General features: G+C 49.6%; 13 protein-coding genes. 8 read left to right on the plus strand and 5 right to left on the minus strand.

Translation table 11 applies throughout. The features are described 5' to 3' along the window. Nucleotides 1–94 precede the first annotated feature (94 nt). Nucleotides 95–292, minus strand: coding sequence for a hypothetical protein (locus ACM6JA_RS29985; protein WP_414855330.1), 198 nt, complete (start codon nucleotides 290–292; stop codon nucleotides 95–97). Between ACM6JA_RS29985 and ACM6JA_RS29990 the strand changes: the two genes are divergently transcribed. Next, nucleotides 291–1,538, plus strand: a complete 1,248-nt coding sequence (locus ACM6JA_RS29990) for an MDR family MFS transporter (protein ID WP_414855331.1) — start codon at nucleotides 291–293, stop codon at nucleotides 1,536–1,538. The genes ACM6JA_RS29985 and ACM6JA_RS29990 overlap by 2 nt on opposite strands. A gap of 83 nt (nucleotides 1,539–1,621) precedes the next feature. After that, on the plus strand, nucleotides 1,622–2,269 hold the full coding sequence (locus ACM6JA_RS29995) for a hypothetical protein (protein WP_414855332.1): 648 nt from the start codon (nucleotides 1,622–1,624) through the stop codon (nucleotides 2,267–2,269). A gap of 55 nt (nucleotides 2,270–2,324) precedes the next feature. On the opposite strand, the gene ACM6JA_RS30000 is transcribed toward ACM6JA_RS29995, so the two are convergent. After that, the gene (locus tag ACM6JA_RS30000) at nucleotides 2,325–5,060 is read right to left on the minus strand and encodes a DUF4855 domain-containing protein (protein WP_414855333.1); all 2,736 of its coding nucleotides are present in this window, start codon (nucleotides 5,058–5,060) and stop codon (nucleotides 2,325–2,327) included. Between the two features lie 36 nt (nucleotides 5,061–5,096). After that, nucleotides 5,097–6,254, minus strand: a complete 1,158-nt coding sequence (locus ACM6JA_RS30005) for a THUMP domain-containing class I SAM-dependent RNA methyltransferase (protein WP_414855334.1) — start codon at nucleotides 6,252–6,254, stop codon at nucleotides 5,097–5,099. A 204-nt stretch (nucleotides 6,255–6,458) separates the two neighbouring features. Here ACM6JA_RS30005 and ACM6JA_RS30010 point away from each other — a divergent pair, with 204 nt between their 5' ends. Continuing rightward, entirely contained in the window at nucleotides 6,459–7,265 is an 807-nt protein-coding gene (locus tag ACM6JA_RS30010) for an Fpg/Nei family DNA glycosylase (RefSeq protein ID WP_414855335.1), read from the plus strand. 16 nt (nucleotides 7,266–7,281) lie between these two features. Here ACM6JA_RS30010 and ACM6JA_RS30015 read toward each other — a convergent pair whose 3' ends face one another. Next, nucleotides 7,282–8,190, minus strand: a complete 909-nt coding sequence (locus ACM6JA_RS30015; protein ID WP_414855336.1) for a GNAT family N-acetyltransferase — start codon at nucleotides 8,188–8,190, stop codon at nucleotides 7,282–7,284. 143 nt (nucleotides 8,191–8,333) lie between these two features. On the opposite strand from ACM6JA_RS30015, the gene ACM6JA_RS30020 reads away from it, so the two are divergent. Next, the gene (locus tag ACM6JA_RS30020; RefSeq protein WP_414855337.1) at nucleotides 8,334–8,744 is read left to right on the plus strand and encodes a 2Fe-2S iron-sulfur cluster binding domain-containing protein; all 411 of its coding nucleotides are present in this window, start codon (nucleotides 8,334–8,336) and stop codon (nucleotides 8,742–8,744) included. A gap of 33 nt (nucleotides 8,745–8,777) precedes the next feature. Next, nucleotides 8,778–9,419, plus strand: coding sequence for a thiamine diphosphokinase (locus ACM6JA_RS30025; protein ID WP_414855338.1), 642 nt, complete (start codon nucleotides 8,778–8,780; stop codon nucleotides 9,417–9,419). A 78-nt stretch (nucleotides 9,420–9,497) separates the two neighbouring features. Here the strand turns inward: ACM6JA_RS30025 and ACM6JA_RS30030 are convergent, their stop codons facing one another. Further along, a complete protein-coding gene (locus ACM6JA_RS30030; protein WP_414855339.1) occupies nucleotides 9,498–10,187 on the minus strand; it encodes a uracil-DNA glycosylase in 690 nt (229 codons plus the stop codon). A 223-nt stretch (nucleotides 10,188–10,410) separates the two neighbouring features. Here ACM6JA_RS30030 and ACM6JA_RS30035 point away from each other — a divergent pair, with 223 nt between their 5' ends. From ACM6JA_RS30035 to ACM6JA_RS30045, 3 genes are all read left to right on the plus strand, one after another. Next, on the plus strand, nucleotides 10,411–10,926 hold the full coding sequence (locus ACM6JA_RS30035) for a stalk domain-containing protein (protein WP_414855340.1): 516 nt from the start codon (nucleotides 10,411–10,413) through the stop codon (nucleotides 10,924–10,926). A 203-nt stretch (nucleotides 10,927–11,129) separates the two neighbouring features. Further along, on the plus strand, nucleotides 11,130–12,023 hold the full coding sequence (locus ACM6JA_RS30040; protein ID WP_414855342.1) for an arylamine N-acetyltransferase: 894 nt from the start codon (nucleotides 11,130–11,132) through the stop codon (nucleotides 12,021–12,023). A gap of 76 nt (nucleotides 12,024–12,099) precedes the next feature. Further along, nucleotides 12,100–12,423 carry an antibiotic biosynthesis monooxygenase family protein gene (locus tag ACM6JA_RS30045; RefSeq protein ID WP_414855343.1) on the plus strand — a complete coding sequence of 108 codons (324 nt, stop codon included), beginning with the start codon at nucleotides 12,100–12,102 and terminating at the stop codon, nucleotides 12,421–12,423. The last annotated feature ends 43 nt before the right edge of the window (nucleotides 12,424–12,466 follow it).

Here is a 12,466-nt window from a genome sequence, read left to right on the forward strand (position 1 = left end):
AAGCTAGAAGCTGCAGGATGCCTGAACCGCTTCCGTCTTTTTCTCGATATGAATTGCGGGCCATGTTCTCGGGTGAACAGTCGGTTTACTGTACCTAAAACCATAGGTAGGTAACCGTCTCTCTTTTGTACCCCGTTGAACTGGTAATTTCCCGCCACCCTTGTATCGTTTGATAAAGCGCAAGCGGAAGAGCAGAGTCTCTACCCCGTTTGCGCTTTTTTACGTGGAATTTTTCCAAGAAGCGAATCGAGGTCAAAGCACCTGCCGAAATGAATGGAGGAATTCTTGTCATGATTTGGCGTTCGTGGGATCTTAATTTGAAAGTACGTCTCTTTGGTGAATTGATTACGCACACCTTTTTTTGGATGTACTTTCCGTTTATGGCGATTTATTTTAGCGATACGTTCGGGAAGGATGTAGCGGGTCTTCTGTTGATGGTGCCGCCGCTGCTCGGGATGCTGTCCAACCTGGTTGGCGGATATTTAGCTGACCGGGTAGGGCGCAGGTTCACCATGCTGCTCTCGCTCTGTACATCGACCGTGATGTTCGCGCTGTTTGCTTTCTCCCCGTCCCCTTGGGTCGACTATATTGCCTTCATCGGGATCGGGATCGCTGGGGCTCTCTACTGGCCTGCCAGCTCCGCCATGGTGGCTGATCTGACCACAGAAGAAGATCGAAGAATTGTCTTTGCTACCTTTTACACAGCGATGAACATCGGGGTGGTTGCGGGTCCCGTATTAGGCTCTGTCTTTTTTGTCCATTATCGCCCGCAGCTGTTGATGTTCTGTACCATCGTTGAGTTGCTTTTTGCGATTACCGTCTTTTTCCTGATCAAAGAAACGCTGCCTGAACACGTCCGTCAGGAGAAGGCGAAGGAGCGTTTTTCCCTGATTCAGCAACTCAAGAGTTATGCCATTATTTTCCGAGATAAAGCATTTGCCCTGTACATTGGCGCAGGGATTTTGATCGCCATTGGATTCATGCAGTTGGATATTTACATGGCGTTGTATGTCAAAGAGCATGTTATGCAGCAACCATTATTTTCGTGGGGCAATTGGACTTATTCTGTCGGCGGAACCAGTGCATTCGGCTGGCTCATGGCTTTAAATGGTTTTTTGGTGGTTCTGTTTACACTGCCGGTCACACGCTGGTTTGAAAACTGGAGCGATCGCAACAGCCTCGTCATCTCCTCCATCCTATTCGGTCTCGGTCTGTTCTTGATGGCCTTTACGACGAATATTTGGCTCCTGTTCGGCTGTATGGCGATTTTGACATTCGGCGAGCTGATGCGCACACCAGTTGCCCAGAGCTTCATCAGTAAATACTCGCCGGAGGACGCACGCGGTCAGTACATGGGAGCCTCTTCGCTCCAGTTCTCGATTGGGCGCTTCATCGCTCCCCTGACGATCGGTCTATCCCAATGGATCGCTCCTGTTGGCGTATTCGGTGTCATCTTGGGCTTAACCTTAGTCAGTGCGTATCTGTATATCATTTTGTTCCGCATGATTGGTGCCAAAGAAGTTAGCAAGAGTAGCTAGCAATAGTAGAGCATGTCCGTTCTACCAAATCCCCTCCTCTCATATAAATGGGTCATAGATAGCTTGACCAGGAGGGGATCGTCATGAACCAGCCGAATGCTTTTGCAGCATTTAGAGAGCATCGAGGAGTCGTCTACCGAACTTCTACCTATCTTCAATGGGGACCGAATTCAGAGGGCCATCGTTCTCTTGGGAGCTGTCTCTTACTGAACCCTGGTAGTGCCAAGCTTTTTCGTGAAAGACCTGCATCTGGTCATAGCATCATGGGTCAAACCACACTCGATCCCACCATGCGACAATTGATCCGGTTGGTGGAGGCGATATACGGAAAACGGGCATTGGCAGGCAGATTTCATATTTACAACCTGTTTTCCGTACAAAATGCTTCTGCCGTGAGTGCCATTTCTCATTTCGAGCAACTCATTCATGAGAAAGAGACGACGCTCGAGGCTCAGCTCGTATCTACGCAGGAACTGCAAAAGCATCCGTGGCTCCTGCTCGGTTGGGGGCTTTCACACCACCATTCCTGGCAGCATTTTTCTTCACTCAAGAAACTGTGGAAACAACGGATCGCAGCAGCAGGGGTACCGACTTTTGGCAAGCCCTGCCCCAAAGGAACCGATTACTACCATCCGAGTCCTCCTCTACATACGACGAAAGAAATGATCGTGGAGGAACTGGTGGAGATCTATAGGAAAACGATTGGGCGAGAGTCTGCCCATCCGCTTTAGATAGAAAAAAGAGTCTGTCTCCCCACAAAGCGGGAAACAGACTCTTTTCCATTCACTACGGCATCTCGCTGCCCTCGAAAAATTCCGTTCTGTCAAAACGACCGCGCATCCATTTGTACGTATCATCATAGATGGCGCGTTTGACAGGGTCTGTGCTCTTGACAGACTCTAGCAATGTCTTGGAGCCGAAGTAGTAAGCGTGTACGTTGTCTTTATCCATCCCCAGCTTGTGGGTGGCAACTAACTGATTGTAGTAGGTCTGATAGAACTTCGGATCATTGTACATCTTCCAGTCGCCCTCGATCTCGATGTCCATGTCGTACTTGTTGACGACTTCCAGTACCCCTTGAATACGGTCAATTCCTACCGGCTTGTCGCTGTAATAGCTCGGCTGCAGGAATGCCTTATCGAAATAAAGAGATTTCCACTCGGACACTCCCGGTGCACCGAAATACGGAATCCAATAGTAGCGCAACGCCTCGTCATGCACCATGCTACCCATGTCACGAATCAGCTGGCGTTCTTTCGGTGCGCCGTCCTCCACCAGTTCATGGAACCAATAGATTCCTTCCAGCTTCAGATAAGCGTATCCTTCCTTGTTCCAGCGCTTCATGAGCTCCTGGAAGTACCATTCCAACGCAGCTTTGCGATTCAAATACGCTTGCTCTTCCCCAATTCCCGCAGGGTTGAAGGAGAGGGATGGTTTCTTTTCATCCAGCTGACCAAAATTGGTCTGACTGGCATTTGGATACGGCAGTGCCAACACGACATTTTCCTGCGTCGGTGTCGTATACAGCGTTCCGCGCAGTCGGTTGTACTCCCGCATTGCCTGGTTGAGAGCGTCGAGCTGCTTGTTCGAGCCGAACAAATCATTCATGTACTTTGTCCAGCTTTCCTTCGTAGCAGGAATGGTCTGGTACGGCAAGAACAGAATCGTGTCAAACATCTGGTCACGCATATAACCATCTACGGTGCGGTAGCCAACCATCGGGAGGAAATCCTCTTTGGTCCATGTCCCGAGTTCGCCATGCTCTCCGGTATAAGCGAGCAGCATATTTTCCACACGACGCCCTGCTTGTTTAGCCTCTTCCAGCTTCGCCGGGTTTGGTGGCGGCAGCAAGACAGCGCCATTGTTCCACTCGCTATCCGTTTTTGCCCATACCTCCAGCTGGCGAGCGAACGTAAATACTTTCACCGGGAAGGATACCCGGACATAGCGAGTGTTGACGTCAGGCAAGGTCACGCTCAATGTGCGTGTAACCAGCTTGTCCTCTTTAGCGGAAACATCGTGAACGGCTCTTCCCGCATATGACCACACTTTCCCGTCGCGAGATACCTCGACTTCCATGTATTCTGGCATCGTGATGCCTGAAGTCTTCTGCTGCTTAAACGTCAGCGCAACTCTCTCCAATGGCTTCGCCTCGTCGAGCTCAACGGTCACCTTGCGCCCAAACTGACGGTGGTATCCCGTCCAGTCTTCTGTAGGCGTAACAAGCCCCCCTACTGGACCCGGATACTGCTTCTCCAGCTCTTGGAAATACGAGTCTGGCGCTCCAAAAGTAGTAACCGCTGTATAACTGCCTGGTGCGATATTGACCAGTTCGTCCTTCTTTGTTGGCTCCTCCGACTCTTCCTTTGGATCAGCAGGCTTCGTTGCATCCGTTTCTGTTGTTCCTTTGTCTGCGTCTGGTTTTTCTCCCTCTACTACCGTCTTGCTTTCATCGACTTTCGTTGCCGAATCATTGGAGGAAGTCACCGGTGCAGTCTTTGGCGTGTCCTCTGCCTTTTCGACAGCTGGCTTACCCGCGTCCTTGATCTCAACCGGAATTGTCGTCGTTTTGTAGCCGACTGTCACCGTGAGATTGCCATTTCCCACAGTGGGGCCAGCAACAAAGGTTCCGTCAGCTAAAATGGTTCCCAGCTCGGGACGATCAAAAGCGAAAATAGGTGTAAACGGCAGCTCATCACCGCTGATACTGCTTACCTTCAAGCGTTGGCTCGTGCCAGCAGCCAAACTCAGCCGCTCTACATCTACCTTGTATTTCACCTGTTCTGCTTGCTGGTAGCGTGCATCCAAGACACGCTCAGCGATCACAGCAGCCTCCGCACGCGTGACGGTTCCTGACGGATTAAACTTGCCACCAGCACCCTGCATCCAGCGCTGATTCGTTACTTCTTCCACGGCCGTTTTGGCGTAGTCGGCGATTTCTTCTTCATCGCTGTATGCAACAGGAGTCTGACCTGCCACTTTGGTCACAGAGCCCTCTTTCATCAAGCGAGACAGCATGACAGCCAGCTCTTGTCGTGTAAGCGGGTCTAGAGCACCCATGGCATGCTCACTTCTGCCGTTCATCACACCCAACTCAGAGAGTCCATATACGTACGGTGCATAAGGACTTTCCAATGGTACATCTTCAAAAGCCGCATCCTCGATTTCTGTTGGTTGAAGACCGATTACTTTTGTTAAAAGCACCGCAATATCCTGTCGAGAAATCGTGTTTTGCGGGTTGAAGCGGTTTTCTCCCTGACCACTGATCATATGAAGGGCTGCAAGTCTGTTTACGGCTTTACTGGCGTAGCTGTTGCCCAAATCCGTAAACTCCGTGTGCGCTTCTTCTTGTTTTTTGAACTGATCTTCCAGCTTCTTGGTCTCTTCTGCTGGTTTCCCACTCTCCACCGCCGGTTTCTCTGGCTCTGTCGCAGCATGAGTCAACGGCGTGCTTTGGACCAGTAATGTAGTTGCTGCCAATAGCGCAGCCAGCATTCTGCTCCCGAATCGTTTCTTGCTCATTGCATTTTCTCCTCCAATTATGCCCCTTCTTTATGTTTATTCGGTCGGGGTAACCATTGGCCCGCGTGGCGGTCTAGGTCCGAAAAACTGATAGTAATCTACCTTGATATTTCCGTTGTAGAGCTTGCGCTTTTTGCTTGCTGTACGACCAAAATGCTCCTCAAACTGCTCGTCGGAAGTTATAACGTAGAATGACCACGTATCCATGGCAGCAAAGGTTTTCCCCATTTCGCCATACATCTTGGCAACCTGCTTCCATTCTCCCAAGCGCTCCCCATAAGGTGGGTTGCAAATCAAGTAGCCGTACTTGCGCTTGGTTCGCACATCCCGCACATCCATGCGCTGAAAATGAATCAGGTCATCTACACCAGCCTCAGTCGCGTTCTGGCGGGCAATTTTCAGGATCTCGTCATCCATATCTGTCCCGATAATCTCCAGCTTTTGATCATAACGCGCCAAATCATGCGTTTCTGCGCGAGCTTCACGCCAAGCTGTTTTCGGAATGATAGGCCACGTCTCAGAAACGAATTCCCGGTTCATTCCCGGAGCGATGTTTTGTCCAATCAACGCCGCCTCAATCGGAAGTGTACCCGATCCACAGAATGGGTCCATGAATACCCGATCAGGCTTCCAGCGAGATAGCATAATCATCGCCGCAGCCATAGTTTCCTTCAGTGGCGCTTGTCCGATCAATTCCCGGTAGCCGCGCTTGTGCAGGCCCGGTCCTGACGTATCAATCGTCAGCGTCGCCACATCCTTGAGAAGTGCCACCTCGATCTTGTACAGCGGCCCTTGCTCATCGAACCACTCGCGCTTGTAGGTCTTTTTCAGACTTTCTACGACTGCTTTTTTCACGATGGCTTGGCAATCCGACACACTGAACAAGGTAGATTTGACCGATTTCCCATCCACTGGAAATGTCCCATCCTCTGTGATCCAATCAGCCCACGGCAACGCTTTTGTCTTTTCAAACAGTTCGTCAAACGTAGTCGCTTTGAACTCCCCTATCTTTAGACGCACGCGGTCGGCAGTTCGTAACCACAAATTTGTGCGGGGAATCGCAGAAATATCTGCGGTGAACGTTACCTTGCCGTTTTCCACCTGTACCGGACCGTATCCGAGCGACTTCACCTCTTCTGCTACTACTGATTCCAAACCAAAAGTCGCCGTAGCGATCAATTCTACTTTTTGCATATGTAATCTCCTGTCCGTCCATAATCCTTCGGGCAATGCCCTCATCCTACTACTTTACATATTATATTACCCCATTTCCTAATAGCTTTGGTAATCTTGTCTAAATTCAAAAGACCCATCACCGAAAAACAGTGACGGGTACGGCATGTGGATCATCCATATGGGAAATCCTACGAAAAACTTTGCGTACGGGAGGGAGTCAGCGTGCCAGAATTACCTGAGATGGAGACCTATCGCCGACTGCTACAGGAGAAAATCGGTGGCGGAACGATTACAGCCTCACACGTTCAGCGGGAAAAAACGATCAATCTGCCGCCTGCGGAATTTGCTCGTCTTTTGCAAGGCAATCGCCTGACACTTGTCGACCGACGTGGCAAGCATCTGCTCTTCCATCTGGAAAGTGGACATGTCCTGCTGCTTCACCTAATGCTCGGCGGCTTTCTATACCTGGGCTCTGCGGAAGACAAGCTAAAGCGAACCGCCCAAGTGACTCTTGCCTTTGGAGAACGTATTTTATATTTTCACGGCCTCCGTTTGGGCTACCTGCATTTACTTACCAACGTTCAGATAGACGAAAGACTGGCTCCTCTTGGGCCCGAGCCATTGGACCCGCTGTTTACCTTTACCCGATTTACGGAGCTGCTCACTGACAAGCGCAGCGTCCTCAAAACAGCATTAGTCAATCAGCATTGGCTGGCGGGCATCGGCAACTGCTATGCGGACGAAATCTGCTTTCATGCCGCCATCCTGCCTACCCGGACGATCCCAACGCTTTCTTTCGAGGAACAAAAACGACTGTATCATTCCATGCAAACCGTGCTTACAGAAGCGATTCGATTCGGCGGTTACATGCTGCCGCTTTTTCAAGGCGATTCCCTGACAGGTCGCTTCGATGAGCGCTGCCAGGTGTACGATCGCGGTGGAGAGCCTTGCCCGCGCTGTGGACAACCTATCGAAAAGAGCGAGCTCTCCTCCCGCAAAGTATTCGCCTGCACGAACTGTCAGCATTGACAGACGTTTTCACTCCCTAGACGACAGGAGTTTTTGCGGCTTCCATCTGCTTGATCATAAACACCTGCTCTGTCTCGGAAGGACTGAATCCCGCCGCTTGCAGTATTTCAACAAGCAAGGTTTCAGCCGCTCGCAAATTAAACGTAGAACGGCGGCAATCTTGCTCAAGTGGCCCATACACATGCGCGAGTGCGGTTTTCAAAATGTCTTGTGCATCAGGATGCTCTGGCTGTGCTACACATTGACGCAGCACGATCCCACTCACTTTGCCTTCTTCGTTTACTGAACACTTGTACATCGCATAGCCGACCGCCTGACCCTCTCTGTCTTCTACGAGCACGGCCTGCGCATCTCGCAAGTTCAGCCAGTAATTTTGCCACGGGACATCGGTCACGTAAAACGGTACCAAGGCAGCTTCCGGGGCCAAAATGCGCCGAATCCGATAATCAGCCTGCACATTTGTCTGAAAGGCATTCTCCTCCAGCGGTCCACTCTGCTGCAAAAACAACAAACGATCCACAACGTCATAGCCTTTTTGCTCATACAAGGCAATCGCTTTGGTATTTTGACTCAATGCCTCCAAGGTAGCTACTTCCACCCCAGCTTCCCGGTACAAATCCAATGTCGCCTCAATCAGTTGCTTCCCTACTCCTTGTCGACGATATTCCGTGGCGACACCCGTTCCACCATTCCACGCGATTTTTTTCCCTGCAACGGTCCTCATCCCGCTGGCCACTAAGCCAATCGGCTCCGTGCCGTCAAATGCAACCACAGACAGGGACAGCACGTATCCTTCGCCCCCCAGTCGCTGGACAAGCATTTCTTCTGTCATCGTAAACTCGATAAAATAGCCTTCAAATCCTCTATTCCACGCTTTGGTCACTTCTGCAAAGGTACAGTCGCTCATCCGTTTGATGGTAATCATGGTATCACCTTCCTGGTTTTTGATTAAATTATTTTAATCGATAAAATCTAAAAATTCAATCATCTCAAGACACTTTCTCTAGCTTTGTCACCCACACGCCTGACATGTTAATATGAAAAAAATCACTTACTCGGGAGGTCCCTATGCGCAAACAGCTTACGGTCGGCTCGCTCATTCCTGGACGATCTGACGTACAGATGTCGAGTCCAGCTCCCGTTCCCGTGCATACGCATACGTCGTTGAAAAAAACAGAATTGAGCCCGGCTCGCCCCAAATCTGAGCAGAAGCACGTACAGGTGAAGCAACGCTCACAAACGATGCCAGTCCGGTACACTCCCTCTCAGACACTTTTACAAGCTGCGCTCACGCAAGATCAACCCATCGCGTACAAATGCCAACAAGGGCATTGCGGCAAGTGCAGTGTACAGATCGTAGCTGGTGCATCCTTACTCGACACCCCAACCGGACAGGAAAAAGCAAAGCTGGGAGAAAAACTCGCTACAGGCTATCGCCTCGCTTGTCAGAGCACATTTCGATCTTCGATTCCTACATAGAGGATATTTATAAAAGAAAAAGGTGGCCGTAGCATGAATCCTACACGCATTCTACTATTCGCTGGAGGCAATCTGGGCAACTGGGCGATCCAAGAGATTCGCGAAAATGATTGGCTCGTCGGCGTTGACAGAGGTGCCTTGTTCCTCGTTCGCAACGGTCTTGTACCAAACTTGTCGATCGGGGACTTTGATTCTGTCAGCACCGAGGAAATGGCAGAAATCGAAAGCCACAGTATGCACGTCTCCTCCTGCGATCCCGTTATGAAAGATTTAACCGATACAGAGATGGCCCTTACTTGGGCAATCGAGCAACAGCCCGAGGAAATTGTGCTGCTCGGTGTGCTCGGCTCTCGTTTTGACCATATGCTGGCAAACGTACACTTGCTGAACAAAGCGTTGCAGACAGGCACCAACTGCCGTATCCTCGATGAGACCAATGAAATCCGTCTGATTGACCGCCATAGTACGGTAGAGCAGAATCATTTTGATCACATCTCCCTGCTGCCTTTTACACCAGAAGTCACAGGGATTACCTTAACCGGATTCCTCTATCCGTTGAAAGACGCTACCCTGCGGATCGGTGACACGCTTGGCATCAGCAATCTGCTAACGGAACAGACTGGAACAATCACGATTCAAACGGGCAAGCTGCTCGTTGTCAAAAGCAAAGACTAATCGCTAGAAAAAGAAAGGATCTCCTTTGCATGATGCAAAACAATGGAGATCCTTTTCCTTTTACCTGCACAATACAGGCTACTCTTCCTCTACCTGCATCGGCAACTGCCAATCAATCTCTTGAAGCCCGCGCGAACGCAAAAACTCATTGGTCCGCGAAAAAGGACGGCTGCCAAAAAAGCCGCGATTCGCCGAAAATGGGCTCGGATGCGGGGAGGCGATGACGAAATGCTTGTCTCGATCAATGAATGCCGCCTTCTCCTGCGCATGCTTTCCCCACAGGATGAATACGAGTGGAGTCTCCCGGTCGTTCAACAAATGAATAATTCGATCCGTAAACGGCTCCCACCCAATGTCCTTGTGCGAGTTCGGAGTGCCGCGACGAACCGTCAGAACGGTGTTCAGCATCATGACGCCTTGTTTTGCCCAATGGTTCAGGTAACCATGCTGGGGAATTTCAAAACCGACATCGCTTTTCAACTCTTTGTAAATGTTGACCAGAGACGGAGGCGGCTTGATTCCCGGCTTGACCGAAAAGCTCAATCCATGTGCTTGTCCCGGTCCGTGATACGGGTCCTGCCCCAAAATCACAACCTTTGCATTCTGATAGTCAGTCAGGTGCAGCGCTGTGAATATATGAAACATATCTGGGTAAATTGTCTGCGTCTGATACTCTTCCTTCAACGTCTGACGAAGCTTTACATAATAGGGCTTCTCGAACTCATCGGCCAATACGGGGGCCCAGTCATTTTGCAATATGGTAGTCATGTTCCTCACCTTGTCCGCTGTTTTTTTCTACCTTACCACAAACATCCCAATCACTGAACCACTGATTCGAGAACTAGGACCATTCTGATTTAGTCCTATCTTTCTCATGATTCCTAGTCTTTGTTTCCTAGTACCCTCGTTTGATAGCTTTTCTCCTATGATCTTTGACATAATGATTGCTGGGAAGATTTAGAGAAAAGAGAAAGGGAGAGGGTTTCACATCATGAAATGGGACATCAAGTCATTTTTTGGGGGCATTGTTGTAGGTTCGGTGCTCTTTTCCGGAATTGCAATTGCAGCACCCGCTTTTCCAGACGCGGAAGAAGGCATGAAAACACCGTTCACCTACTACTTTGACGGGTTGCCGAAATCACCAAGCAGCGACGTACAAGGCATCATGTACAAAAACTCCGTCTATGTGCCAATCCGCTTCGTAGCAGAGAACCTGAACAAACCGGTCATTTACGACGCGAGAACCAAATCGATTTTCATCGGTAAAATTCCAACAGCAAAAATGTACTCCAAAATGGAAGCGATCGAGCTGGTGAAAAAGAAATTCGCTGGCAAACTCTCGCCAACACATGTAGTCGAGTACGCTCACGACGACGAAAAAGGTCACTATGTCATTCAGGTGTACCAAACAGTCGTAAACAACTTCCAATCTGGCGACAGCTACACCAGTACGTATGGCTGGTTCGTAGTGAACCCGAATACCGGGGAAATTAAGTCGTTGTTATAATTTCTTCTGCACTTATCTATTCGTACGAAAAAGACAGCGGACTAGGGACCCGCTAGCACCGGAGGATATCCTTCCGGTGCCTTTTTTGTTTCTTGGAAAAATTTAGGTTGATTACCACTTGTCCCATGTGATACGATCTCCCTACCAACACTTAACATACATTTTTATTTACTATTTATTTTATATAAGGAGTGAACTTGTTTATGTCTACCTTACCGAACTGGGCGAGTTTATACCTTCAACGTCTACAGCTAGACCGCAAGTCCCCTAGCCTCCCTTATCTCAGTCAGCTCTGTCGCGCGCATCTACAGACCTTCCCTTATGAAAATGTAAGCAAGCTGCTCTTCTTCCGTGACGGAAAACATGTGGCACCGACCCCTGAGGAATATGTGCACAATGCGATCCACCATCATTTTGGCGGCACATGCTATACCAACAATCACAGCTTTCTCGCACTGCTTCGCACCCTTGGATTCTTCGGTCACCTCATCTTGCCAGGCGGTGGGCATACTGCCATCCTAATCGATGGTCCGAACACAGGAGAGACACCCGTCTATGTGGATACGGGGGCTACCGCTCCTATCTTTGAGCCGATTCATTTTCTCGAAGACGGGAACCATACCAGGCCTTTTGGCACTGTTTCGATGGATTTGACCAAAAGTCCCGATCATCCTGAACACTATCGCTTTACGCGGTATGAAAACGGAAAAGTGGCAATTCCTCCGTGGGATTTTCATCCGAATGAACGAAAAGAACTGTCCGACTTGTCGGAAGTCATCCGCTCCTCTTTTTTACCAGACGCCTTCTTTTTGAATCGACTTCACATACATCGTTTTCAGCTGGAGCAAGATCGCTTCGTAGTCCTCAAAAACAACACTCTCCACATCGGTTATTCAGATGGCACAGACCAGATCACCCCCCTCCACACTGTCTCTGATATAGAAGCTGCCGTAGCCGATGAAATGCAATTGCCACTTCTCCCTGTTCGCGAGGCGGTAGAAATCCTGCTCGAACGTGGTATTGATATTTTCACTGCTCCCAAAAAAGAAGAAATCCCACTTGAAAACGAAGCTCTCGATCGTCCTACCATTTGCTAATATTTGGTTGACAATGATAATATTTCTCAATAATATGGAAAAGTAGGGAAATGGTATATAAGGGGTGTCGCACTTCATGATGATGGAGATAAAAACATACGTCGTCCAGGAAGGTCATTCTGACAAAATCGTACAAGGCTTTAGCGAGCCTGGTGCTGTTGAGAAGGCTCCTGGTTTTGTAGATTTGAGCGTGCTGGTACAGAAGCCACGCAAAGGTGAAGAAGAAGTGGTCGTCATGATCCGCTGGGAATCAAAAGAGGCGTGGAAGCAGTGGGAGCTGAGTGACGTTCATCTGGAAGGTCACCGCCAAGCACGTGAAGAAGAAACCCCTGAGTGGTACATTAGCGGCAAAACCGGCCATTACGAGCTGAAAGCGAAAAAAGAACCGCAGCCTTCGTAAATACAAATAAACCAGCCCGGACCTCGGAAAACTCCGATCAATG

This window comes from Brevibacillus sp. IT-7CA2, assembly GCF_949767855.1.
In the GTDB taxonomy this organism is placed as follows: Bacteria; Bacillota; Bacilli; order Brevibacillales; family Brevibacillaceae; genus Brevibacillus.